Annotated in this window: 21 protein-coding genes; 8 read left to right on the top strand and 13 right to left on the bottom strand. The window is 64.6% G+C overall.

Translation table 11 applies throughout. The features are described from left to right. Nucleotides 1–115 precede the first annotated feature (115 nt). Nucleotides 116–1,504 carry an adenosylhomocysteinase gene (ahcY, locus tag HT051_RS00415; RefSeq protein WP_174540204.1) on the bottom strand — a complete coding sequence of 463 codons (1,389 nt, stop codon included), beginning with the start codon at nt 1,502–1,504 and terminating at the stop codon, nt 116–118. Nucleotides 1,505–1,671: 167 nt separating this feature from the next. Here ahcY and HT051_RS00410 point away from each other — a divergent pair, with 167 nt between their 5' ends. Further along, on the top strand, nt 1,672–2,247 hold the full coding sequence (locus tag HT051_RS00410) for a dual specificity protein phosphatase family protein (RefSeq protein ID WP_174540203.1): 576 nt from the start codon (nt 1,672–1,674) through the stop codon (nt 2,245–2,247). A 217-nt stretch (nt 2,248–2,464) separates the two neighbouring features. After that, nucleotides 2,465–3,202, top strand: a complete 738-nt coding sequence (locus HT051_RS00405) for a VIT family protein (RefSeq protein WP_174540202.1) — start codon at nt 2,465–2,467, stop codon at nt 3,200–3,202. An 8-nt stretch (nt 3,203–3,210) separates the two neighbouring features. Here the strand turns inward: HT051_RS00405 and HT051_RS00400 are convergent, their stop codons facing one another. The 5 genes from HT051_RS00400 to HT051_RS00380 form a co-directional block, all read right to left on the bottom strand. Then, entirely contained in the window at nt 3,211–3,507 is a 297-nt protein-coding gene (locus HT051_RS00400) for an HPr family phosphocarrier protein (protein WP_174540201.1), read from the bottom strand. A gap of 16 nt (nt 3,508–3,523) precedes the next feature. Then, entirely contained in the window at nt 3,524–3,925 is a 402-nt protein-coding gene (locus tag HT051_RS00395; protein WP_174540200.1) for a PTS sugar transporter subunit IIA, read from the bottom strand. A 76-nt stretch (nt 3,926–4,001) separates the two neighbouring features. Continuing rightward, a complete protein-coding gene (locus tag HT051_RS00390) occupies nt 4,002–4,463 on the bottom strand; it encodes an HPr kinase/phosphorylase (RefSeq protein WP_174540199.1) in 462 nt (153 codons plus the stop codon). A 35-nt stretch (nt 4,464–4,498) separates the two neighbouring features. Next, a complete protein-coding gene (locus HT051_RS00385) occupies nt 4,499–6,334 on the bottom strand; it encodes a sensor histidine kinase (RefSeq protein WP_174540198.1) in 1,836 nt (611 codons plus the stop codon). A 15-nt stretch (nt 6,335–6,349) separates the two neighbouring features. Continuing rightward, entirely contained in the window at nt 6,350–7,045 is a 696-nt protein-coding gene (locus tag HT051_RS00380) for a response regulator transcription factor (RefSeq protein ID WP_174540197.1), read from the bottom strand. A 154-nt stretch (nt 7,046–7,199) separates the two neighbouring features. Between HT051_RS00380 and HT051_RS00375 the strand changes: the two genes are divergently transcribed. Continuing rightward, entirely contained in the window at nt 7,200–7,940 is a 741-nt protein-coding gene (locus HT051_RS00375) for a HugZ family protein (protein ID WP_174540196.1), read from the top strand. A 9-nt stretch (nt 7,941–7,949) separates the two neighbouring features. After that, entirely contained in the window at nt 7,950–9,446 is a 1,497-nt protein-coding gene (locus HT051_RS00370; protein WP_174540195.1) for a gamma-glutamyltransferase, read from the top strand. 464 nt (nt 9,447–9,910) lie between these two features. On the opposite strand, the gene HT051_RS00365 is transcribed toward HT051_RS00370, so the two are convergent. From HT051_RS00365 to HT051_RS00355, 3 genes are all read right to left on the bottom strand, one after another. Further along, nucleotides 9,911–10,378: a hypothetical protein gene (locus HT051_RS00365; protein ID WP_174540194.1), complete on the bottom strand. Its 468-nt coding sequence runs from the start codon at nt 10,376–10,378 to the stop codon at nt 9,911–9,913. A 501-nt stretch (nt 10,379–10,879) separates the two neighbouring features. Continuing rightward, nucleotides 10,880–13,834 (bottom strand): DNA polymerase I, encoded by a 2,955-nt coding sequence (polA, locus tag HT051_RS00360; RefSeq protein ID WP_174540193.1) that lies wholly within the window; start codon nt 13,832–13,834, stop codon nt 10,880–10,882. A 518-nt stretch (nt 13,835–14,352) separates the two neighbouring features. After that, nucleotides 14,353–15,687 (bottom strand): FAD-binding oxidoreductase, encoded by a 1,335-nt coding sequence (locus HT051_RS00355; RefSeq protein ID WP_174540192.1) that lies wholly within the window; start codon nt 15,685–15,687, stop codon nt 14,353–14,355. A 110-nt stretch (nt 15,688–15,797) separates the two neighbouring features. Between HT051_RS00355 and HT051_RS00350 the strand changes: the two genes are divergently transcribed. Next, on the top strand, nt 15,798–17,849 hold the full coding sequence (locus HT051_RS00350; RefSeq protein ID WP_174540191.1) for a transglycosylase domain-containing protein: 2,052 nt from the start codon (nt 15,798–15,800) through the stop codon (nt 17,847–17,849). Between the two features lie 17 nt (nt 17,850–17,866). Here the strand turns inward: HT051_RS00350 and HT051_RS00345 are convergent, their stop codons facing one another. The 3 genes from HT051_RS00345 to HT051_RS00335 all read right to left on the bottom strand — a co-directional run bounded on the left by HT051_RS00345 (nt 17,867) and on the right by HT051_RS00335 (nt 20,775). Beyond that, nucleotides 17,867–18,709 carry a M48 family metallopeptidase gene (locus HT051_RS00345; RefSeq protein ID WP_174540190.1) on the bottom strand — a complete coding sequence of 281 codons (843 nt, stop codon included), beginning with the start codon at nt 18,707–18,709 and terminating at the stop codon, nt 17,867–17,869. A gap of 96 nt (nt 18,710–18,805) precedes the next feature. Next, complete coding sequence (locus HT051_RS00340) at nt 18,806–20,080, bottom strand: polyhydroxyalkanoate depolymerase (protein WP_174540189.1); 1,275 nt, start codon at nt 20,078–20,080, stop codon at nt 18,806–18,808. Nucleotides 20,081–20,181: 101 nt separating this feature from the next. Beyond that, a complete protein-coding gene (locus HT051_RS00335) occupies nt 20,182–20,775 on the bottom strand; it encodes an SCO family protein (RefSeq protein WP_174540188.1) in 594 nt (197 codons plus the stop codon). A 179-nt stretch (nt 20,776–20,954) separates the two neighbouring features. Between HT051_RS00335 and HT051_RS00330 the strand changes: the two genes are divergently transcribed. Together HT051_RS00330 and HT051_RS00325 are read left to right on the top strand one after the other, a co-directional pair. Then, nucleotides 20,955–22,331 (top strand): ActS/PrrB/RegB family redox-sensitive histidine kinase, encoded by a 1,377-nt coding sequence (locus HT051_RS00330; RefSeq protein WP_174540187.1) that lies wholly within the window; start codon nt 20,955–20,957, stop codon nt 22,329–22,331. A 241-nt stretch (nt 22,332–22,572) separates the two neighbouring features. Continuing rightward, the gene (locus HT051_RS00325; protein WP_174540186.1) at nt 22,573–23,130 is read left to right on the top strand and encodes an ActR/PrrA/RegA family redox response regulator transcription factor; all 558 of its coding nucleotides are present in this window, start codon (nt 22,573–22,575) and stop codon (nt 23,128–23,130) included. Nucleotides 23,131–23,143: 13 nt separating this feature from the next. Here the strand turns inward: HT051_RS00325 and HT051_RS00320 are convergent, their stop codons facing one another. Continuing rightward, nucleotides 23,144–23,647, bottom strand: coding sequence for an MmcB family DNA repair protein (locus tag HT051_RS00320; RefSeq protein WP_174540185.1), 504 nt, complete (start codon nt 23,645–23,647; stop codon nt 23,144–23,146). 213 nt (nt 23,648–23,860) lie between these two features. Between HT051_RS00320 and egtB the strand changes: the two genes are divergently transcribed. Next, nucleotides 23,861–25,144: an ergothioneine biosynthesis protein EgtB gene (gene egtB, locus HT051_RS00315; protein ID WP_371740616.1), complete on the top strand. Its 1,284-nt coding sequence runs from the start codon at nt 23,861–23,863 to the stop codon at nt 25,142–25,144. The last annotated feature ends 2 nt before the right edge of the window (nt 25,145–25,146 follow it).

The following is a 25,146-nucleotide window of genomic DNA, read 5'->3' as shown; positions in this document are numbered from 1 at the left end:
CGTGCGAGCGGAACTTCGCCCCTGTGCACAAGCTCTGCGCGATGCCGGCCCATACAAAAAAGCCGCGCCCCGGAAGACCCGGAGCGCGGCTGAATTGCGAAACCGTCTTTTGCGCTTAGTAGCGGTAGTGATCCGGCTTGAACGGGCCTTCCTGCGGCACGCCGATATATTTCGACTGCTCGTCGGTCAGCTTGGTCAGCTTGGCGCCGAGACGGCCCAGATGCAGCGCCGCCACCTTCTCGTCCAGGGGCTTGGGCAGCACATAGACCTTGTTGTCGTAATTGTCGCCGTTCTCCCACAGCTCCATCTGCGCCAGCACCTGATTGGTGAAGGAGGCGCTCATCACGAAGCTCGGATGGCCGGTGGCGCAGCCGAGATTGACCAGACGGCCCTCGGCCAGAAGGATGATGCGCTTGCCGTCGGGGAACTCGATCTCGTCCACCTGCGGCTTCACATTGTGCCATTTGTAATTGCGCAGGCCGGCCACCTGAATCTCGGAATCGAAATGGCCGATATTGCAGACGATGGCGCGGTCTTTCATCTGACGCATGTGATCGGTGGTGATCACGTCGGCATTGCCAGTGGCGGTGACGAAAATATCGGCGTTCGCCGCCATGTCTTCCATGGTGGTGACCTCGTAGCCCTCCATGGAGGCCTGCAGCGCGCAGATCGGATCGATCTCGGTGACCGCAACGCGCGCGCCCTGGCCGCGAAGGCTCTCGGCGCAGCCCTTGCCGACATCGCCATAGCCGCAGACCACGGCGATCTTGCCGGCCAGCATCACGTCGGTGGCGCGCTTGACGCCGTCCACCAGGCTCTCGCGGCAGCCATAGAGATTGTCGAATTTCGACTTGGTGACGCTGTCGTTCACGTTGATCGCCGGGAAGGGCAGGCTGCCCGCCTTCTGCATGTCGTAGAGACGATGCACGCCGGTGGTGGTTTCTTCCGAGACGCCGCGCATATTCGCCTGGCACTTGGAATAGAAGCCCGGCTCCTTTTCCAGCCGCTTCTTGATGGTGGCGTAAGCGGCGCGCTCCTCGTCATTGGTCGGATTGTCGAGAAGGCTCGGATCGCTCTCGGCCTTCGAGCCGAGGATCACCATCATCGTGGCGTCGCCGCCATCGTCGAGGATCAGATTGGCGGTCTCGCCGGCCGGCCACTCCAGGGTGCGGTCGACGAAATCCCAATACTCTTCCAGGCTCTCGCCCTTGAAAGCGAAAACCGGGGTTCCCGTCGCCGCGATCGCCGCCGCGGCGTGATCCTGGGTCGAGAAGATGTTGCACGAGGCCCAGCGCACATCGGCACCGAGCGCTTTCAGCGTCTCGATCAGAACCGCGGTCTGGATCGTCATATGCAGGCAGCCGGCGATGCGCGCGCCCTTCAGCGGCTGGGCTGCGCCATATTCGTCGCGCAACGCCATCAGGCCGGGCATTTCCGTCTCGGCGATGGCGATTTCCTTACGGCCCCAATCGGCGAGCTCGATGTCTTTGACGTGATAGGTCATCTACGAACGTCCACTCATCCACAATAAAGATATAAAGAAGTCGTTATATACCCTCTTAAGTCTGCCCCGGCTAGGGGGCAAGCGCGGCAAATTGGGCTATTCGGAAAGGCTGGTCCCGGCACCCGCAACACGCTAAAATTGCAACTTGGCTTGCTTGAGGGACTTCGATGAACGTTTTTCCACCCGGCCGCCGCCGGACGGCATTCCGCTTCAGTCTCGCCGCGCTCGCGCTGGCCGGCTGCTATACGGCATTCATCTTCCTGACCGGCAATTTCCACACCGTGATCCCGGGTGTGCTTTACCGCTCCGCCCAGCCGAGCGCGGAGCGGATTGTCGAGCTGCATGAGCGCTACGGCATCAAGACCATCATCAATCTGCGCGGCGCCCATCCCGATCTCGACTGGTACAAGGCGGAGAGCACCGTCGCCAGCCGCAAGGGCATCACGCTCGTCGACTTTCCGATTTCCGCCAAGCGGGTGCTCAGCCCCGATCAGGTCGAATTGTTGCTGGCGGTGCTCGCCGATGCGGAGCCGCCCGTGCTGATCCACTGTCTGGACGGCGCCGACCGCTCCGGCCTCGCCTCGGCGTTCTACATCGCAGGCGTGGCCGACGGGTCGGAGTTCTTCGCCGAGTCCCAGCTGACCCCGATCTACGGCCATCTTCCGCTGTGGTTTCTGCCCTACTACGCCATGGACGTGACCTTCGAGAATGCCGAGCCGCGGCTCGGCTTCCCAAATTCCTGATCTCCAAAGCGTTCTTCGCCAGTCTTTGTCATGGCCGGGCGTGTCCCGGCCATCCACGGAAACCGCGCCGGATCGCAAGACGTGGATGGCCGGAACAAGTCCGGGCATGACGCGGAGAGGCGAGTGCTACCCTTCTCAGTTCGGTCACTGACCCGACATGGGCGACCGGCTATGCTTGTCGCGCGCAGCGATTCGGGGCGGACGCGGGGGCTGAGACATGGCGGAAGGCAAAACCGATCCTCATGCCGAGGGACGGCAGATCTTGAAGACCCATGCCGAGACCCATGTGGTCTCGCGCATCGGCTGGCTCCGGGCCGCGGTGCTTGGCGCCAATGACGGCATCATCTCCACCTCCAGCCTGATCCTCGGCGTGGCCGGCGCTTCCGCCGACAAGCAGCAGATCCTGCTGGCCGGCGTCGCCGCGCTGGTCGCGGGCGCCATGTCCATGGCGGCCGGGGAATATGTCTCGGTCAGCTCGCAATCCGACACCGAGCAGGCCGACCTCGCCCGCGAGCGCAGCGAGCTCGACGCCGATCCTGAGCTGGAGACCGAAGAGCTGGCTGAAATCTATGTCGGGCGCGGGGTGGAACCGGCGCTCGCTCATAAGGTCGCCAAGCAGCTGATGGAGAAGGACGCGCTGGAGGCCCATGCCCGCGACGAGCTCGGCATCTCCGAGATCACCGCGGCGAAGCCGATCCAGGCGGCGTTTACCTCGCTCGGCACTTTCGCCGCCGGGGCCATCGCGCCGCTTCTGGTGGTGATCCTCTCGCCGGAAACCTATCTCGTCCCCGCCGTGGCGGTCTGCACCATCGCCGCTTTGGCCCTGCTCGGCTTCCTCGGCGCCTCGGCCGGCGGTGCGAAAATCTGGAGATCGGTCTCGCGGGTGACCTTCTGGGGCGCGCTGGCCATGGCTGTCACCTACGGTATCGGCGCGCTGGTCGGCACCAGCGTCTAGCCGGGCCGCTACTCGCCCTCGCCGAACTTATCCTCGATCAGGTCGATCAGCGCGTTCATCGCCGCGCGCGCATCCTCGCCCTCGGTCTCCAGCAGCACGGTCTGGCCTTGTGCCGCGCCGAGCATCATCAGCCCCATGATCGAGGTGCCGCCCACGGTATTGCCTTCGCGGGTGACGCGGATATCGGAATTGAATTTCGAGGCGACGCGCACGAATTGCGCCGAGGCCCGGGCGTGCAGCCCCTTCTTGTTGGGGATCAATACCTCGGCGAAATAAAGCCGGCCCCGCTTTTTGATGTCCCGCATCTGGCTCAAGGGGGCGTCAGTCGGTTGCGAGGATCTGGCTGGCGACGCTGATATATTTGCGTCCCGCCTCCTGCGCCTTCAAAAGCGCTTCGTCCAGATTCGAGGTGCCCCGCACGCTCGCAAGCTTCACCAGCATCGGCAGATTGACCCCCGCGATCACCTCGACATTGTCGCGTTCCATGGCGGAGATCGCAAGATTGGACGGAGACCCGCCGAACATATCGGTGAGCACCACGACGCCGTCGCCGGTATCCACCTTGGCCAGGGTCTTCAGCATCTCGTCGCGCCTAAGATCGAGATCGTCATCCGCATCGATGCAGACCGTCTCCAACTGCTTTTGCGGCCCGACCACATGTTCGAGCGCGGCACGAAACTCGTCAGCGAGCTTTCCGTGCGTGACGATGACGACACCGATCATGCTGCCCCATTCCCGTCCGCCCCGAAGTCACGGGGGGCTATCTTTGTCGTCTGACGATACGTGTGCAAGTCCGTTCCTATCGCCTGATACTAGAACTCGCTGCGGCGAGCACGGCAAGACGTACTTTCATCGCAGCCGAAGCATGGAAGGGGGCAAGCCGTATGATCGGAAGTGCAACCCCGTCAATAGTCAACGTATCGGGGTGCTCGGGCGGCATGCGCGGCACCGCCGCTTCCTCCACCAGATCGCAGACCGCCACCAGTTGCGCCTCCGGCAGGCATTCGACATCGATAATGCCGAGCCCGCGCACTTCCATTTTGTTTTCCAAGGGCTTGGGCGGCGAGGCGTGCAACAGGCCGTCCTCGCTTCGCCTCACGTTCACCTGATCGTCGGCCACCAGGCGCGGCATGTGCTTCGCATCGTCGACCAGGGAGAGGCAGCGCAAGGCAAGGTCAGATTTTCCGCTGCCCGATTCCCCGCGCAAGATCGCCGCGTAAGGCCCGAAGGCGACGCAGCTCCCGTAAACCAACTCCGCCAAAACAGTCTCCTTGCCGCCCGCGGCGCGTTCGAAAATTACGCCGCCGCCGGCAGCCGGATCACGAAACGCGCCCCGCCGCTGGTCCGCTCCGGATGCGGGGTTTCCTGCGCCCGGCCTTGCGCCCGCCAGTCGAAGGGACGGTTCTCCGCCCAGATGCGTCCGCCATGCACGGCGACGATCTGGCGCGAGATATTGAGGCCGAGCCCCGAATTCTGCCCGAAATTCTCCTGCGGCCGGTCGGTATAGAAGCGCTCGAAGATGCGCTCCAGATTTTCCTCCGGAATGCCGGGGCCCTCATCCTCGATCGCCACCTCGATCTCCTTGCCCTCGCGCTTGGCCGAGACCCGCACCTGGCCGCCAGGCGGCGAGAACGAGATCGCGTTCTCCAGAAGATTGACGATCACCTGACTGATTCGGCTGTCATGGCCGTTGACCACATAAGGCTTGTCGCCGGGCGTATAGGCGATGTCGAGCACCACCTCCGGCTTGTCGCCGCGATGGATGTCGTTGAACAGCGCCACCGTGGTGCGCAGCAGCTCCGCCATGTCGAGGGCGACCAGATCTTCCCGCGCCAGCTCCGCATCGAGACGCGAGGCATCGGAAATATCGCTGATCAAACGGTCCAGGCGACGCACATCGTGTTGGATGATCTCCTGCAGCCGCTCCCGCGCCTCGTCGGTCTTGGCCAGCGGCAGGGTCTCCGTCGCGCTGCGCAGCGAGGTGAGCGGGTTCTTCAGCTCATGCGCCACATCCGCCGCGAAGCTCTCGATCGCATCGATCCGGTTATACAGCGCGTTGGTCATGTCGCGCAGCGTGCCGGAGAGATGGCCGATCTCGTCGCGTCGGCTGGTGAAATCGGGGATCTCGGCCCGCGCCTTGACGCTGTGGCGCACCCGCTCCGCTGCGGCCGCCAGCTTCTGCACCGGCCCGGCGATGGTATTGGCGAGAATGATCGACAAGATCACCGTCACCGCGCCGGCGAACAGCGCCACCCGGACGATGCCCCAGCGTTCCGCCGCAACGATATTGTCGATATCGCCGCCGCGGGTGGAGAGCAGCAGCACGCCAAGCACCGCGCGCATGCGCTGCACCGGCACCGCCACCGAGACCACCAGCTCGCCCTTATCGTTGACGCGCACGATCGGCACCGGCGTGCCGGCCAGCGCCGCGGCGACCTCCGGATAGGCCTTGCCGTTCTCGCCGCCGATCTCCTCGTACAGCGGTAGATCGTATTGTCGCATCCGCGTCTTCACCGCCCGCCAGAACGAGGTCAGCACATCCGGCTCCTCGGCGCTGGGCGGCGGCAGGTCGTAGCGCAGCACCTGGCCGCGGCTATAGAACATGTCGGAATCGAGGATCAGCGCGCCGTCCCGGTTATAGATGCGCGCCCGCGAGCCGGTCGGCTTCACCAGCCGGCGCAGGATCGGCGCGGCGCGCTCCGGATCGATGGTGAATTCCAGCGGCCCGCTCAAGGCCTCGTCGTCCAGATTGCTGGCCTGGCCGGATTCGATCTCCAGCAGCTTCTCCGGATCGAGCTGCACCTCGTCGGTGTCGATCCCGGCGGACGCCGCCAGCGCACCGGCGATGATCTCGCCTTGGGTGAGCAGGCTCTGCACCCGGGCATCGATCAGCCCGGCGCGGAACTGGTTGAGATAGAGAATGCCCGAAACCAGGATCGCCAGACCGATCAGGTTCAGCACCACGATGCGGCGGATCAGGCTTGGAAACCCATAGCGGAACGGACGCCGGCGCCCGATCCAAGACGTGACTTTACGCCCGGCCCGGGCAAGCGCCGCCAGGACATTCCGTAGCCTGCCCGAAAGTCCGGGATCACCGGCCTCCGGCCAAGACCTATCCGCCTCGGCGGTCATGTCGCTCCTTCAGCGTCACTCTTTGAACCGGTATCCTACGCCGTAGAGGGTCTCGATCACGTCGAAATCGGAATCGACCGCTTTGAACTTCTTGCGCAGGCGTTTGATATGGCTGTCGATGGTCCGGTCGTCCACATAGACCTGATCGTCGTAAGCGGCATCCATCAGCGCATCGCGGCTCTTCACCACGCCGGGGCGCTGGGCCAGTGCCTGCAGGATCAGGAATTCCGTCACCGTCAGCGTCACCGGATGGTCGTCCCAGACGCAGGTATGGCGCTCCGGATCCATGCGCAGCTTGCCGCGCTCCAGCACCTTGGTCTTGCTTTCGGCGATGGCGGCGCCGTCCCGCGGCGCGGCGCGGCGCAGAACCGCTTTCACCCGCTCCACCAGCAGCCGCTGGGGGAAGGGCTTCCGGATATAGTCGTCGGCGCCCATCTTGAGGCCGAACAGCTCGTCGATCTCCTCGTCCTTGGAGGTGAGGAAGATCACCGGCAGCTCGGAGCGCTGGCGCAGGCGGCGCAGCAGCTCCATGCCGTCCATGCGTGGCATTTTGATATCCAGGATGGCGAGATCGGGCGGATTCTCGGACAGACCGTCCAGCGCACTTGCGCCGTCATTGTAAGTCTGTGTCTTATAGCCCTCCGCCTCGAGCACCATGCGCAAGGACGTCAGAATGTTACGGTCGTCGTCGACAAGTGCGATTGTTGGCATTGATAGTGGCCTCTAAGGCATTTGCCCCTTCAGGGGGTGAGTCGGTCATTGGGTGTGGGGCGCAAAGCTGCCTTAAATTATGGCAGCATTAGGGGCGCGGTATCGCGGCCGATTATGCGCGAAATCAATATAGACCATTGAGGTTCAAGTAAATATGCCTGCTGAGAATAACCCGAGCCGGGAGGAATTGGCTGCAGATGCAAGGACGCTACTACGCAGCGCCTTGAAAGGAGCTTTGGCGACATTGGATGCCGAGCAAGGTTATCCTTACGCCTCCCTGGTGACCTTGGCCACCGATGCGCAAGGCGCGCCGACCTTTCTGATCTCGACCCTGGCCCGCCATACTAAGAATTTAGTGTCTGATCCGCGCGCTTCAATCCTCATCGACGGCACGGACGGTTTCGGCAATCCGCTGGAAGGGGCGCGTATCTCCGTGCACGGCAAGGCCGAACCGGTGGAGGATGCGTTGCTGGCCAAGCGTTTCGTCGCCCGCCACCCCTCCGCGTCCGGCTATGAAAGCTTCAAGGATTTCGGCTTCTGGCGCCTGGTGCCCGAAGGCGCCCATTATATCGGCGGGTTCGGCCGCATTCTCGATTTCACCCCCGAAGAGCTGCTGGCCGATGTCAGCGGGCTGGAGGGGCTGTTCGAAGCCGAGCAGGGCATGATCGAGCATATGAACGACGATCATGCCGACGCCATCGAGCTCTACGCCACCCAGCTTCTGGGCGCAAAGCCCGGGCCCTGGCGCATGGTCTCCTGCGATGGCGAAGGCTGCGATTTGCAGCTGGGGCCCGACATGCTGCGGCTTCCCTTCGATGCCCGGGCCACCGCCGCCGAAGACGTGCATAAGGCCCTCGTCGCCCTGGCGCAGAAGGCCCGCGCCAAAGCGGCGTAAGTTCAAGTCATGCAGAAAGGTGTCGTCGCGGCCGGTCATCCTCTGACTGCCGAGGCCGCGGCAGAAATTCTAAGCGAGGGCGGCAATGCGTTCGACGCCGCCCTGGCCGGTCTCGCCATGGCCACCATCGTCGAGCCGGTGCTGGCTTCGCTCGGCGGCGGTGGCTTTCTGATGGCCAAGCCCGCCGGCGGCGACGCGGCGCTCTACGATTTCTTCGTCGAGACGCCGCTGAAGCGCCGTGCGGCCGACGAGACCGCGCTGCTCGCCATCCTCGCCGATTTCGGCCCCGCCACCCAGGAATTCCATATCGGGCTCGGCGCTAGCGCCACGCCCGGCATGGCGCAGGGCATCGCCGAGATTCACGGCGCGCTTTGCACCCGGCCGCTTTCCCAGCTGTTCGAGCATGCCATCGCGGCCGGACGCCAGGGTTTTCCGTTGAGCGCGTTCCAGGCCTATCTGTTCCAGGTGGTGGCGCCGATCCTGACCGCCAGCGAAAGCGCCGCGTCCGTCTTTGCCCCCAATGGCAAGCTCTTGGGCGAAGGCGATCGCTTCGAAAATCCCGGCGCGGCGGAAAGTCTGGCGCTTTTGGCCGAGGAAGGCCCGCGCCCCTTTGCCGAGGGCGAGATCGCTCAGGCCATCGCCGAGCAATCGGCGGCGGAGGGCGGTCATCTCGCCTTGGAGGATCTGCGCAGCTACCAAGTCGCGCGGCGGAAGCCGCTCCTCTGGCGGCATCGCGGCGCCGAGCTGGCGCTGAACCCGCCGCCCGCTGCCAGCGGGGCGCTAATCGCCTACGGCCTTGCGGCGCTGGAAGCGGGCGGAGACGGCCCTGCAAATAGCCTCGTGCTTTACCGGGCGCTCTGCGCCACCAACCAGGCACGCCAGAGCCATGGCGCCGAGCTGGGCGATCTGCTGCAATCCGGCAAGCTGAAGGACGAGATCGCATCGCTCAAAGGGCACAAGCCGGCCTATCGCGGCACCACCCATATCAGCGTCATCGATGCCGCCGGAAACGCCGCCGCCGTCACCGTCTCCAATGGCGAGGGCAACGGCCATATGGTCGGCGAGCACGGCTTCATGCTGAACAATATGCTGGGCGAGGAGGATCTGGTCGGCACGGAAGGCTGGTGCGAGGGGACGCGGCTTTCCTCGATGATGGCGCCGACGGTGATCATGGGCGCCGATGGCAGCGTGGCGGCATTGGGTACCGGCGGCTCCAACCGTATCCGCACCGCCGTCTTGCAAGTCGCCCTCAATCTGATCGAGCGCAGCATGAGCCTCGAGGATGCGGTCTCCGCCCCGCGCATGCATGTGGAGAAATGCGGCACGCTCAGCTTCGAGCCGGGGATCGGGGGCATCGAGCAGGCGGTCGCCGAGGCGGAAGACGTCAAGCCCTGGCCCGCGCCGAACCTGTTCTTCGGCGGGGTGCATGCGGCAAAGCTCGACGCCGACAGCACGCTGGAAGGGGCCGGCGACCCCCGCCGCGGCGGGGCCAGCATCGTGGTTTAGTCGGCTTCCGGCGCGCTGCCGCAGCCGTCATCCTGAGGAGCGCGCTTTAGCGCGCCTCGAAGGATGGAGCTGGAGCGCAATGCGCCTGCTTCGAGGCACGCCTTTGGCGTGCGCCTCAGCATGACGCTGTGCAGGTAGGCACGGCGTCATTCCGGCGTAAGCCGGAATCCAGAAACGGGCATGGCATTTGGAGCTGGATACCGGCTGTTGCCGGTATGACGTTTGCGGGCAGAGTGTCCGTCATCCTGAGGAGCGCGCTTTAGCGCGCCTCGAAGGATGGCGGTCTCTTTTGGAAAGCGGATAAGCAAATCGTGGATGGCCGGGACACGCCCGGCCATGACGCTTTGCTTGGGGCACTGTGGTTGCCACACCCTCCGTCGTCATGCCCGGACTTGATCCGGGCATCCACGCCGTTACCGCTCGTCTCGATCAGCGTTGGCCAGTCTGGCGCCGGGGGAACGACGCTAGTCCTCGTCGCCCTCGTGCACCTTCTCGCCGTCGGGCGTCAGCAGATACCACTCGCCGCCGAAGCCGTGCTTGTCCTGGCCTTGCGGGGCGTCCTTGCCCTCATCCTTGATGAAATAGTACAGCGGCCAGCCGTTATAGGTGGCTTGGCTCTTGCCCGATCGGTTCATCGTGCCGACCAGATGCGCCTTCACCCCATCGCCCGGCGCCGGCGATTTCCCCACCATGAAAGGCGGCCAGGCCGTGGCGCAGTCATCCTTGCAGACGCTCGACGGCGTGGCGTAGCCGGCGCCCTGCTTGTCGCTGGTGAACAGATAAAGCGGCTTGCCCGCGCTGTCGGCGATATAGGGGCCGAACTTTTCGCTCTCCACCACGGTGATGCCGTCCTCGGCGGCGAAGGCGGCTTGGCTCAACATAAGGCTCGTCGCTGCGGCGATCAGCATCGCCGCCAGACCATGTCGGATCATCGGCGTTCTCCTTCGGCGTTTCTTAGAAGGCGCAATGCGGGGTGCTTGCGCCTGGTTGCGCGCAAAGCCATGTTACGCGCGCAAGGCCCATCTTGCATGAAGCGGGGATGAAAAAGCTGAGACAGCCCTAGCGCCGGGTAAATCGTGGATGGCCGGGACACGCCCGGCCATGACGCCATTCAGATAGGCACGGCGTCATTCCGGCGAAAGCCGGAATCCAGAGGCAAGTTCTCCCTGTGGAGCTGGATACCGGCTGTTGCCGATATGACGGCCTCCGAGGGGGCACGGCGCCGTGCCACGTCCTCTTTCGTCATGCCCGGCCACGCTCAAGTAGCGCGGAGCGCGGTAGCGCAAAAAGAGCTCCGGGCATCCACGCCGTTACCGCACGTCTCGATCAGCGGCCGACGTAACGTCAGGAGCAAGCGGCTCGGCAACGGCATGGACCCTCGGGTCAAGCCCGAGGGTGACGTCTATTTGTAGAAGAGGGAGCGCCGCGCTCCCCTAATGCGCGGCCTCCCAGTTGGCGCCCGCGCGGGCGTCGACCTTCAGCGGGACTTTGAGCTGTAGCACCGGCTCCGCGGCGCGGGTCATCACCTCTCGGGCGATCTTCATCGTCGCTTCGGCTTCCGCCTCGTCCGCCTCGAACACCAGCTCGTCATGCACCTGCATCAGCATCTTGGCGGAAAGCCCCGCATCCTCCAGCGCCGCCGACATCTTGATCATCGCCCGGCGGATGATATCCGCCGCCGAGCCCTGGATCGGCGCGTTGATCGCCGCCCGCTCGAAATTGCCGCGCAGGCTCGGGTTCTTGGTGTTGATCTGCGGGTAATGCACCTTGCGCCCGAAGATGGTGGAGACATAGCCGGTGTGGTGGCACTCCGCCTTCATCGCTTCCATGTAGTCCTTGATGCCGGGGAAGCGCTCGAAATAGGTGTTGATGTAATCGGCCGCCTCGCCCCGCGGGATGCGCAGCTGATTGGCGAGGCCAAAGGCCGAGATGCCGTAGATGATGCCGAAATTGATCGCCTTGGCCTTGCGGCGGACGCTCGGATCCATTCCCTCGATCGGCACGCCGAACATCTCGCTCGCCGTCATGGCATGAATGTCGAGATCGTCGGCGAAGGCTTGGGTGAGGGCCGGGATATCGGCCATATGCGCCAGCACGCGCAGCTCGATCTGGCTGTAATCGGCCGAGATCAGCAGCTTGCCCGGCTCCGCGATGAAGGCCTTGCGGATGGCGCGGCCCTCTTCGGTGCGCACCGGGATATTCTGCAGATTCGGGTCCTGGCTGGAGAGCCGGCCCGTGGTAGTCGCCGCCAGCACGTAAGAGGTGTGCACCCGGCCCGTCGTCTCGTCGATGAAGGTCGGCAGCGCGTCCGTATAGGTGCTCTTCAGCTTGGCGAGCTGCCGCCATTGCAGCACCTTCTCCGGCAGCTCGTGGCCGCTTGCCGCCAGCTCTTCCAGGATCGAGGCATCCGTCGACCAGGCCCCGGTCTTGGTCTTCTTGCCGCCGGGAATCCCCATCTTGTCGAACAGGATTTCGCCGAGCTGCTTGGGCGAGCCGATATTGAAGGTCTCGCCGGCCAGGCTTTCGATCTCCATCTCGATCCGCGCCAGCTCTTGGGCGAACTTGCCCGACAGCCCGCCGAGGAAGGAGCGATCGATGCGCACGCCGCGCGCTTCCATCTCCGCCAGCACCGGGGCAAGCGGACGCTCCAGCGTCTCGTAAACGGTGGTGACATGCTCCGCCGGCAGACGGGGTTTCAGCGCCAGCCAAAGCCGCAGCGCCACATCCACCTCTTCGCCGGCGGCCTCTGCCGCCCGCTCGATCGGCACCAGGTCGAAGGTGACGGCGGATTTTCCCGTGCCCATCACTTCCTTGGGCGTCAGGCAGATATGGCCGAACAGCGCGAAGGCGAGCTTGTCGGGCAGATGGTCTCTGCGTCCCGCATCCAGCGCATAGGAGATCAGACAGGGATCGTCGAAGCCTTGAATCGCAATGCCGGTGCGCTGCATTGCGATGAGCTGGAACTTGGCGCCGGTCATGATCTTGAGCAGGCTGGCATCCTCCAGCACAGGCTTGATCGCATCGAGCGCATCGCGCATGGCGATCTGCTCCGGCTTGTCGCCGCCGAGCTCCAAACCTTCCTCGCTGCGATGGGTCAGGGGCACATAGGTCGCCTTGCCCGGCTCCACCGCCAGCGCAAATCCGGCCAACTCGCCCGCCATGGGGTGAGGGCCGGTCAGCTTGGCGGCGAAGGCGAGATGGCCGCATTCCCGTGCCGCGGTCAGCAGCGCCTCCAGCCGGGCGAGGTCCGTCACCACCTCGTATTTCTCGCGCTCGAAGGGAATCGCCTGCAGCGAGGCTTCCCGGTTCAGCGCAAGCTGCCCCGGCGAGCCGGCTTCGCCGTCGGCCCGCATCGGCGCGGTCATATCGGCGGCGCCGTCGGTCCGCTTGCGAAGCGGGTGATCGTAATTGTCCTTTTTCGCGCGCGCCTTGCTCTTGGCCGGCGCAACGCCCTCGGGCAGCTCGTGGCCCAACCCCTCCGCCACCCGGCGCAGCAGCGTGGTGAACTCCATCTCGCGCATGAAGCCGGTCAGCGCTTCTGCTTCCGGGGCACGCACCGCGGTCAGGTCCAGCGGCACCTCTAGCGGCACGTCTTGCTCCAGCGTTACCAGGCTGCGGGAAAGCCGCGCCTGGTCGGCATATTCGATCAGGTTCTCGCGCCGCTTGTTCTGCTTGATCTCCTCGGCGCGGCCGAGCAGCGAATCCAGATCGCCATATTCGTTGATCAGCAGCGCGGCGGTCTTCACCCCGATGCCGGGGACGCCGGGCACGTTGTCAGTGGGATCGCCGATCAGCGATTGCACGTCGATCACCTTGTTCGGCGGCACGCCGAACTTCTCCACCACCTCTTCCTCGCCGATCACCTTGTTCTTCATGGTGTCGTACATGGCGACGCCCGGCTGCACGAGCTGCATCAGATCCTTGTCGGAGGAGACGATGGTGACGTCGGCCCCGGCGGAGGCGGCCTGGGCGGCATAAGTGGCGATGATGTCGTCCGCCTCGTAGCCCTTCTGCTCGATGCAGGCGACGTTGAACGCCTTCACCGCATCGCGGATCAGCGGAAATTGCGGCCGCAGATCCTCCGGCGTCTCGGGCCGGTGCGCCTTGTAATCGGCGTAGAGCTCGTTGCGGAAGGTCTTCTCCGAATAGTCGAACACCACCGCCAGATGGGTCGGCGGCTGCAGCTCCCCGGCGTCGCGGAGCAGTTTCCACAGCATGGCGCAGAACCCGTGCACCGCGCCGATGGGCAGCCCGTCGGAGGGGCGCGTCAGGGGCGGCAGGGCGTGATAGGCACGAAAGATATAGCCGGACCCGTCGACCAGATAGACATGGTCTCCCTTAGCGACGGGTTTGGCCGCGGCGCGCTCGGCGCTGTCAATGAGGCTCATGATGAGGGGGAATATAGGCGCTCGCGCCATCCCCGTCAGCAGCGCTGAGCGCACTGCCCACATGAGAGCTTCGTCCCCCTCCATCGTCCTGCCTGGCCCCGCTCAAGTAGCGCGAAGCGCGGTAGCGTCCAAAAATGTGCCGGGTATCCACGAAACAATGGCTGCAACGATTAAAGACGTGGATGGCCGGGACACGCCCGGCCATGACGATTCTTGTGAGCGCTTTAGCCAACACTCATCCGTCATGCCGGCTCAAGCCGGCATCCAGCTAGCGGTCCCGGCATTTGCCGCTGGATACCGGCTGTTGCCGGTATGACCGGTGCGAGTGAGACCGCCTCTCCTTCGAGACGCGGGCAAGCCCATGCGCTACCGCTTCGCTACTTGAGCGCAATGCCCGCCCTCAGGATGAGGCGGTCTTAGGCCGTGCTCCTCGTCGGCCGCGCGCCTCGTCCTACCTCCTCATGGTGAGGGCGCTTCCAAAGGAAGCGCGTCTCGAACCATGAAGGCCCGGGCCGCCCCTAAAACCCCGTCTCGGGAATCAGCTTGCTGCCGTCCACCATGCGCGAGAAGCGGAACGGGGCGGGATCGACGATGGGCGCCACACCCGTGGCAAGGTCTACCGCGAGATGCCCCGCCGCCGGTCCGGTGCCGAAGCCATGGCCGCTATGGCCGGCGGCAAGAAAGAAACCGGGGATCGGATCGACTGCCGAGATCACCGGGATCGCATCGGGCGTCGCATCGATGGTCCCGCCCCAGCTCATCGCCAGCTCGGTCTTCGAAAGCGCCGGATAGGCCTTGCGCAGATTGTCCAGCGCCAGCTTCAGAAGCTGCGGATCCGGCGCCGGGTCCAGCACGCGCGCGCTTTCCTTCTCGAACGGCGAGGGGCCGTCCAGCGGCCAGGTTTTCGGCGTTGCCAAAGCCTCGAAGAAGGCCCGCCCGAAGCGGATCTTCATAGACTTGCCTTCGCGCAGGAAAGCCGGCCAGAAGGCGAAGAAATGCCGGAAGGCCGACGGCGTCAGCTCGAACAGAAGCGGGCTTCGCTTGGAGAGGGTATAGCCGCCATCGGTGCGACGGCGGATGGTGAAAGGCGAGGTGCCGATCATCCCGCCGGTGACCTCCGGGGCGGGCGTCGTTGCCGCCGCGGTGTGGCGCACGCCGAGGATCGGCACCTCGACCCCGTGGCGGCGGCAGAACAGCGCCGACCAAACCCCGCCGGCGCCGATCGCGCGCGAGGTCTTTATCCGGCCCTTCTCGGTGACCACGGCGGAGACCCGGCCCGCTTCCAGCTCCAGCCCGCGCGCCGCGCAGTGCTGCACGATCACCGCGCCCGCTTTGCGCGCCATCTCGGCAATGCCGGGTGCGGCCAGCGCCGGTTCGGCGCGGCCGTCATTCTCCGTATAGAGCCCGCCGATCCAGGGGATGGTGCAGCCCGGCGTCATCGCCTTGGCCTCGGTGGCGCTTAACAGCCGGCTCTCGATCTGATGCTGGGCGGCCTTCTTCTGCCAGCGCTCCCAGCGCTCCATGTCGGGCTGATCCTCGGTGACGTAGAGCACCCCGGCATGGCGGAAGCCGAGATCGGCCTCCGACTTTGTCTGCAACTCGCCCCATAGCCGCAAGCTCTCCCGTGACAGCGGCATCTCCGCCACGGCGCGGCCCTGCTGGCGCACCCAGCCCCAATTGCGGCTCGATTGCTCGCCGCCGACATGGCCCTTCTCCACCACCACGACGGAGAGGCCGCGTGACGCGGCGTAGTAGGCGGCAGAGCAGCCGACAATGCCGCCGCCGATGATGACGAGATCGGCGGATTGGGGAAGAGTTTCGTCGCTTGTGATGGACCGGACAGGCGGGGACATAGATGGCTTTTTCGAAGGTTTCGGCTTAACGCGTTAGCAAGACCGCAATTCTATGCTCGCGGCAAGATTCCGGTAAATCGTACACTTGACGGACCAGGCCGACAGAGCGAATGGCGACGCAGCGTAAGAAGCGGCCTGCAGGACGGGGCGCGTCCCGCAGTGAGCGGATCGAACCCCATTTCGATAAACCGCGGAAAGCGGTCCGCCGCAAGTCCGGCAGCAGATCCGGCGCCCGTGGCAAGACGGCGCGCCGCGACGCCAAGCGCGGCTCGTTTCTCGGCGGCGCGATCAAGCTGGTCGTGCTGGTCTGCCTGCTGGGCGCGCTGGCCTTCGGCGTCGTCGGCATCTACCTCACCTCCAAGCTGCCCGATCCGGTGCTGCTGGCGCTGGACGACCGCCCGCCCAATGTGAAAGTGGTCGCCGCCGACGGCACCGTGTTGGCGGAGAAGGGCCTTCGCCGCGGCCATGTCAGCTTCGCCGAGCTGCCGCCGCACCTGATTGAAGCGGTGATTGCCACCGAGGACCGCCGCTTCTACAGCCATTTCGGCATCGATCCGATCGGCCTTGCCCGTGCCGCCTGGGTCGACATCATGGCCGGCGCCTTCGTTGAGGGCGGCTCCACCATCACCCAGCAGCTCGCCAAGAACCTGTTCCTCAAGCCGGACCGCACCATCGCCCGCAAGCTCGAGGAGATGATCTACGCCATCTGGCTGGAGAAGCGCTTCGACAAAGAGCAGATCCTGGAGCTCTATCTCAATCGCGTGTATTTCGGCGGCGGCGCTTACGGCGTCGAGGCCGCCTCCCAGCGCTATTTCGGCAAGTCGGCGCGGGATCTGAACCTACCCGAATCCGCCATGCTGGCGGGCCTGCTGAAGGCGCCGTCGACCTATGCCCCGACACGCAGCCGGGCGCTGGCCAATTCGCGGCTGGAGATCGTGCTGCAAAACATGGTCGAGGCCGGCTTCATCTCCCAGGCCGAGGCCAAGCAGGCGGCCGCCGAGCCCTTAGGGCTGCGCGCCGAGGGCGATCAGGCCGGCTATCCTTATATCGTCGACTGGGTGGCGGAGCTTCTGCCGCAATATGTTGGCGACAGCCACGGCGATCTGATCGTCGACACCACCATCGATTCCAGCTTGCAGAAGGCAGCCCAGACGAGCCTTGCCGAGCGGCTGGAGAAAGAGGGCAAGGAGAAGAACGCATCGGAAGGCGCCATCGTGGTGCTCAGCCCCACCGGCGCGGTGCAGGCGCTTGTCGGCGGGCGTTCCTATCAGACCAGCCCCTATAACCGGGCGGTGAAGGCCAAGCGCCAGCCGGGTTCTGCCTTCAAGCCGTTCGTCTATCTGGCGGCGATGGAGGCCGGTTACTCCCCCGATTCCATCGCCTATGATTCGCCGGTGACGGTGAAGGGCTGGACCCCGAAGAATTACGAGAAGAGCTATCGCGGCGAGGTCACGCTTCGCCAAGGCCTGGAGCACTCGATCAACTCCGTGGCGGTGAAGCTGGTCGCCAAGATCGGCGCCGCGCGGGTGGTCAATACCGCCCACCGCCTCGGCATCGAATCCACTCTGCATATGCAGCCCTCCATCGCGCTCGGCACCGCCGAGGTCAGCCTGCTGGAGCTGACCGCCGCTTACGCCCCGTTCTCCAATGGCGGCATGCGTGCGCAAGTTCATGTCATCCAGCGCATCCGCAACGCCGATGGCCGCACGCTCTATGTCTGGAAGGAATCGCCTGCCGCGCCGGCCGTCGCGCCCGCCCAGATCGGAGCGATGAACGACATGCTGAATGCGGTGGTGGTCAGCGGCACGGGCAAGCGCGCCGGCATCCCCTCTCATGTGGCCGGCGGCAAGACCGGCACCACGCAGGATTCCCGCGATGCCTGGTTCGTTGGCTACACGGCGCATTACCTCGCCGGGGTCTGGATCGGCAATGACGATAACAGCCCGATGAAGAAGGTGACCGGCGGCACCATCCCGGCCGAGGTCTGGCACGACACCATGCTCACCGCCCACCGGGACAAGGTGCCCTATGCGCTTCCCGGCACCTATACGCCCGGCATCGCCTCGGCCGCAGGCCAGGCCGGCTGGCAGCCGCGTGGCGGCGGCGACAGCTCAGCCTGGCTGCAGCGCATGCTGTCGGTCTTCACCGGCAGCACCAACTAGCGGCCGACGTTTTACCTCTATTCGATGGATCGCGCTGGCGAGCTCGCCGCGCCCGCGGGCTTCATTGCCTCGGCGCCATAGCGATGCAGGCTCGCGCCATGCACCCGAAGCCAGGCTTGCGCCTCTTCGTAATCGGGCATGGTTTTTTCCACCAGCTTCCAGAAGCGCGGCCCGTGATTCATATGCGCCAGATGCGCCACCTCGTGCACGGCGAGATAATCCAGCACGAAGCTCGGCGCCAGAATCAGCCGCCAGGAGAAGGACAGCGCGCCCGAGGTGGAGCAGGAGCCCCAGCGGGTGGTCTGATCGCGGATGAAGATGCGCTTCGGCTCCAGCTTCATTTGCTGGGCGAAGAACGCGACGCGGTCCTTGAGATCGTGATGCGCCTGGCGCCGCAGCCAATCCATCAGCCGGCGCGGGGCGTGATCTTCCTCGCCCGAGACGCAGAGCTTGGGCAAGAGATCGGTATCCTCCGCCACCCCTTCCGGCCAGGCCGGAGCGGCAAGCGTATCCTCGCCGTCTTCCACCCAGACGACGCCGCGCCGGCGCACCGAGCCGGCGAAATGCACCGTATGAGCGAAGCCGCGCAAGGGAACGATGGCCCCGTCGGTGAACGGCACCGGCTCGGACAAGCCCGCCACCCGCTCTTTCAGCCAATCCAGATGGCGGGACAGGAACTCGTCCGCCTCCGCGAAGCTGGAATAGCTCGGCATGGTCAGCATGGCGCCGCGCTTTGCCTCCGAGACCTGGAGGCTGAAGCGCCGCGCACGCGGACTGCGTTTCAGAAGGATCGGGATATCCAGACCCTTCACGCTAAGTTCGATGGTTTCTCCCCGGCTTGGCTTCAGCCGCTTGAGCATTAACGGACTCCCTGACACGTGCAAAACCGCCACGAATCAGCGGTTTTCCCCCATACACTACCATAGCCCTGTAACGGGTCTTGGCGTCCGCGAAAGCTAGCCGATCAGGTTTCCGAAGGCTCGGGCCAGGCGGCTTTCCTTGCGGTTATGCATCGCAATGAAATCGCGAATTCGCGGCACGATTTCGGCACGATAGCGCGAACCGTTGAAAACGCCATAGTGTCCGACGCCCGGCTGCTCATAATGCTCGCGCATGTTGTCGGGAAGCTTCTTTGCCATCGTGTGCGCGGCCTTGGTTTGGCCGATTCCGGCGATATCGTCCTTCTCGCCTTCAACGGTCATCAGCGCCACACGCTCGATTTTCGAGGGATCCACGGCCACGCCGCGATGGGTCATCTCGCCTGAGGGCAGCGTATGCCTGAGGAAGACCTCGTCGATGGTCTGCAGGTAGAATTCGGCCGTCAGATCCATCACCGCAAGGAATTCGTCGTAGAATTCCCTGTGCTTCTCCGCCGAATCCCCATCGCCCTGGACCAAATGCTGGAACAGATCGCGATGGGCGGTGATGTGGCGGTCCAGATTCATGCCCATGAAGCCGGTGAGCTGCAGAAAACCGGGATAAACGTCGCGCATTACCCCCGGATTAGGGAACGGCACTTGCGTGATCACATTGCGCTTGAACCAGTCCAGGCCCCGGTCGTGGGCGAAGCAGTTCACCGCTGTCGGGCTCTCCCGCACATCCAGCGGTCCGGCCATCAGGATCATGGAGTTCGGCACGGCGGGATCCTTCGCCGCCTCCATCAGGGAGACCGCGACAAACACCGGCACGGTCGGCTGGCAGACCGCCATGACATGCACATCGCCGCCGAAAAAGCGCAGAAAATCAACGATATAGTCGACATAGTCATTGAGGTCGAAGGAGCCGGCGGCCAGCGGCACATTACGCGCATCCTCCCACTCGGTGACGTAGACATCGTGCTCGGCCAGCATGTCGCGCACCGTGCCCCGGAGCAGGGTCGGGAAATGCCCCGCCATGGGGGCCACGATCAGCACCTTGTTGTCGCGCTTGCGGCGCACGCCGGTCAGGTCGCGCTCGAAATGCACCAGGCGGCAGAACGGCTTCTCCAGAAGCGTGCGCTCGCGCACCGGCACTTTGACGCCGTCCACGGTCACCTCGTCGATACGCCAGGCCGGCCGGCGATAGCGCCGTGTGGTGCGCTCGAACAGCTCCAGCGCCGCCGCCGCGGTGCGCCCCAGCGGGGTATGCGAGGCCGGATTCAGCGGATGGCGGAACATCAGCCGGTAGGCGTCGGCCGCCGCGCGTGCCGGACTGAGGGCCGCGTGATTGAATTCATAGAGATGGTAGAGCATCGTGTGACCTCTGGCTTATGCCGCAGTGCACCATAAAAATGGGACACTTTCGCTGCATTGCAACGTAAGTTTATGGCGTGGATGGGGGAGGTCTGGCGCGGCTAAAGGTAGCGCTTCAGCGTCTGCGCCATTTTGGAAGCACTTGTGCCGTAGGAGAAGTGATCGAGATATTTCCCGTCCGGGCCCATGAGATAGACGATGGCGGAATGATCTACGGTGTAGTTCTCCGCGCTTTCTTCCTTATGGGTCGAATAGGTGACGCGGTATTCCTTCGCCACTTTTGCAATTTGCTCGTCGGTCCCGGTGAGGCCGACGAATTCGTCTCCGAAATTGCTCAAATAAGCTTTTAACGCCTCCGGTGTGTCGCGTCCCGGATCGACGCTGATGAACACCGGCACGATCTCCTTGGCCTTATCGCCGAGCTCGTCCATCGCCGCCGCCATCACCTGCAGCTCCGCCGGGCAAATATCCGGGCAATGGGTGAAGCCGAAGAACACCAGCATGTGGCGGCCGCGGAAATCCTCGTCGGTGACCTGCTTGCCGTTCTGATCGGTCAGGGTGAACGGCCCGCCGATCAGCGCCGTACCGGAGCTTTTGACCTGCTCGCTGGGCGGGTTGGCGATCAGCAGCGCGGCCAATCCGCCGGCGGCGCCGATCACGAAGGCGATGACGATAACGGTGAGGAGGCGAGGCATAAGAATCCGAGAATTGGGAAAACCGAAAATTAGGCGTTCTTTACCGCGTAGAGGCTTCTGCGTAGCGAAACCTGCGCGGTTCGTAGCAGAAATCGGGAGCCGGACGTAGCCCCAGGCCCTATGATTTAGGACGTGTTGGCCTTGCGCGCCCGCTTTGACCGAATTATGGCGAGTGCACCATGAGTGTTGCCGAACAGCATATCCAGCGTCGCGCTGCGACGAGTCTACCCGAATGGCTGCAGCGCGGCCGCACGCGGCTGCGCCTTCAGACCATGGTCCGCCTGCGCTGGCTGGCCATCCTCGGCCAGAGCGCTACGGTGGTCGGGGTCTATTGGGTGCTGGGGATCGATCTCCCCATCGCCGGCTGCCTGATCGCCATTGCCTGCTCGGCTTGGCTCAACGTGGCGTTGCGCCTGGTCTATCCGGCGAGCCAGCGCCTGCCGAGCCGGGCCGCCCTGCTGATGCTCGCCTACGACATCTTGCAGATGGCCGCGCTGCTTTATCTTACCGGCGGGCTGGAGAACCCGTTCTCCTTCCTGCTTGTCGCACCGGTGACGGTCTCGGCGGCGACCCAGCCGCCGCGGGTGACCTTGGCGCTTGGCGCGCTGACGATTTTGCTGGCGAGCCTGCTGACCGTTTATCACCACCCTCTGCCCTGGTTCGAGCCGGGCGGGCTGCAGCTTCCCTTCTATTATGTGCTCGGTATCTGGGCCACGGTGGTCTCCGGCCTGATGTTCATCGGCTTCTATTCCTGGCGCACCGCGGAGGAGGGCCGCCGCATGGCGGAGGCCCTGGCTGCCGCCGAAATGGTGTTGGCCCGCGAGCAGCGGCTTTCGGCGCTGGACGGTCTTGCCGCTGCGGCGGCGCACGGGCTCGGCACGCCGCTGGCCACCATCTCCGTGGTCAGCAAGGAGCTGCTGCGCGACGTCGAAGAAGGCGATCCCCGCCATGACGATCTGGCCTTGCTGCGCAGCCAGGCCGAGCGCTGCCGCGAGATCCTCGCCCAACTCGCCGCCAAGGCCGAGCAGAACGATCTGATCGTCTCCCGCATGCCGGTCACCCAGCTGATGGAAGAGGTGGTGGCGCCGCACCGCCTGGTCACCGTGCCGATCGAGATCAAGACCGGACCGCCGCCCGGCGTCGAGCCCGAAACGCCGGCCGCCCGCGAGCCGGTGATGCAGCGCAATCCCGGTGTGCTCTACGGTCTGGGAAATCTGATCGAGAACGCCATCGACTTCGCCGCCAATAAGGTGGAGACGGAAGCCGTCTGGACCGCCGACGAGGTGCGCATCACCATCGCCGATGACGGCACCGGCTTCCCGGCCGACGTGCTGGAGCAGCTCGGCGAGCCTTTCGTCACCACAAGGCCTAGCGAGAGCTGGGGCGAGGAGGCGCCGGACGAGCATATCGGCATGGGCCTCGGCTTCTTCATCGCCAAAACCCTGCTGGAGCGCTCCGGCGCTCGGCTCAAGCTCGCCAACCGGGACAAATCCCCCGGCGGCGCGGTGGTGACGGTGATCTGGCCGCGGGCGCGATTCGAAGAACCCTGGCAGTAATTCCGCCGCGTCGCGGCTCTAATACCAAGGTTCAATGCAAGACAGGGATACCAAGGGCCTATTAAGGGTTCTGTGGCGAAATTGGTCATCGCTAGTGGGATTCTGCTAAACAATCCCCTATATAGACAGAATTCCTAGCCATTCCGGGAGCTTGGCTCCCGAACAGAGCCACGGAAGAGCTTTACCTTCTAGGGATTTTAAACTGGAGCGGGGCGGTTCCGGACGATAGAAAGTGAAGATCATGGAAGCTCAAGCGATCGAAATCGAAGCGGATCAGTACGACAAGTCGCTGCTGATCGTCGATGATGACAAGGCATTCCTGACGCGCCTGGCGCGCGCCATGGAGACGCGCGGATTCCACGTCGAGACTGCGCCGACCGTGGAGGAAGGCCTCGCCGCGCTCCGCAAAAGCCCGCCGGCCTTTGCCGTGGTGGATATGCGGCTGGACGACGGCAACGGCATCGACGTTATTGCCGCGCTCAAGGATCTTCGGCCCGAGGCCCGCGCTGTGGTTCTCACCGGCTACGGCAATATCGCCACCGCCGTGAACGCGGTGAAGCTCGGCGCGGTCGATTACCTCGCCAAGCCGGCCGATGCCGACGATGTCTACAACGCCCTGATCACCAAGGACGGCAAGGCGCCGCCGCCGGAAAATCCGATGTCGGCCGACCGTGTGCGTTGGGAGCACATCCAGCGGGTCTATGAGCTGTGCAACCGGAATGTGTCGGAGACGGCGCGCCGGCTGAACATGCACCGCCGTACCCTCCAGCGCATCCTGGCCAAGCGCGCCCCCAAATAATCGGCAATCCCAGTCAGCTCCCGCAATAGGGATCGATGCTCCGCTGCAGGCGGAGCGCTGCTGCGCGCGCGAAGGAAAGCGTCATGGCTTTCCGCCGCGCCGCGGTGAGCCGGTCTTCGCTCGGCTCGCGTTGGATCTCCGCGCCGAACCGGTCGGCCAGGATTAGCCCGGCTTCGCCCGGCAGCACCTCAATAGGGAAGTCCGTTGCGACCGCGAAATACAGCCGGTCGCAATGGTCCAGATATTCGAACCATTTATTGTCCGCCTGGAAATCCGCCAGGCAGGATTTGATCTCCACGATCCAGATATCGCCCGACGGCGACAGCCCCACCACATCGGCGCGGCGCCCGCCGGCGAGCACCAGCTCGGTCACCACCGAATGGCCGAGGGCGCGCAAGGCCCGGCTTACCCCGCGCTGCAGCGCAGCCGCGGCAGGCGATTGCCGCCCGTCGGGGCAGCTCACCGGGTCGTCGGTTTCGTCTATCGATGCGTTGAGCGGTGCGTTGCTGGCGGTCATGGATCTTCGCGTCATCGTCTTGATCGGCCTCTATGCTGTCCCATTCGCCGCGGCGCGGCAAGCCGGGCGCAAGATCCCGAAACAAGATCCCGAAAGCCGCAGCACGTGCGCGCAAGGCGCGCGGGGAACCATCCTGTCATTGAGGCATTTGGCCGATACGATTGCCTGGGCTAGGGTTTGCCGCGGGCGGGGATAAGGAGGCGCGTTTTGAGCATTTCAGAAGCGGTCCATACGGGCCCGGAAACCGAGTCGCACGGGGAAGACGATCCGCTTCTGGCCCGGCTGATGCAGACGCGGCGCACCTCACTCAGCCTGGCCGCGCCGCTCAGCGACGAAGATCAGGTCGTCCAGGCCATGGACGATGCTAGCCCCACCAAATGGCACCTGGCCCACGTCACCTGGTTCTTCGAGGCCTTCGTCCTGAAGAGCTTCCTGCCCGGCTATCGCATTTATGACGAGGCCTTCGAATATTGCTTCAACTCCTATTACGACACGGTCGGCGACCGCCACCCCCGCGCCAAGCGCGGTCTGCTCACCCGCCCCTCGGCCGAGCAGGTGCGCGGCTATCGCGCTTATGTCGATCAGGCGCTCGAAACCCTGTTCCAGGAGGAACTGAGCGGCGAGGCGCGCGACCTGATCGAGCTCGGCATCAATCACGAGCAGCAGCACCAGGAGCTGGCGCTGACCGATATCCTTTCGCTGTTCGCAGCCGAGCCGCTGAGGCCGGCCTATCGCGAAGGCCCCATGGGCACCAATGCGGAAAGTCCGGCGCCGCTGACCTGGTCGTCCTTCGATGGCGGCATCTTCGAGGTCGGCCATGACGGCAATGGCTTCGCCTACGACAATGAAGGCCCGCGGCACGAGCAGCTGATCCGCCCGTTCAAGCTGGCAAACCGCTGCGTCACCAATGCCGAATGGATCGAATTCATCGAGGACGGCGCCTATCGCGTGCCGACCCTCTGGCTCTCCGACGGCTGGGCCCGCATCCAGCGAAAAGGCTGGGAGATGCCGCTCTATTGGGAGAAGGCCGATGGCGGCTATCTGCAGATGAGCCTGCGCGGGTTCCGCCCGGTAGACCCGGCCGCCCCCGTCACCCATATCAGCTTCTTCGAGGCCGATGCGTTCGCCCGCTGGGCCGGAGCCCGCTTGCCGAGTGAGTTCGAATGGGAGGTCGCCTCCCGCGATCTTCCCGAGACGGGCCGCACCCTCGGCGCCGATCATCTGCGCCCGATGCCCGCCGCAAGCGGCGAGGGTTTGCAGCAGATGTTCGGCGATGTCTGGGAATGGACCGCAAGCGCCTATCTCGCCTATCCCGGCTTCAAGCCGGCGGTCGGCGCGGTTGGCGAATACAATGGAAAGTTCATGTGTAATCAGTTCGTGCTGAAGGGCGGCTCCTGCGCCACCCCGGAAGGCCATATCCGGCGCAGCTACCGCAACTTCTTCTATCCCTTCCAGCGCTGGCAGTTCACCGGGCTGCGCCTCGCGGCGGACGCTTGAGC

The organism is Methyloligella sp. GL2 (genome assembly GCF_013341275.1).
Lineage (GTDB): Bacteria > Pseudomonadota > Alphaproteobacteria > Rhizobiales > Methyloligellaceae > Methyloligella.
This window is presented reverse-complemented; position numbering and strand designations above follow the sequence as displayed.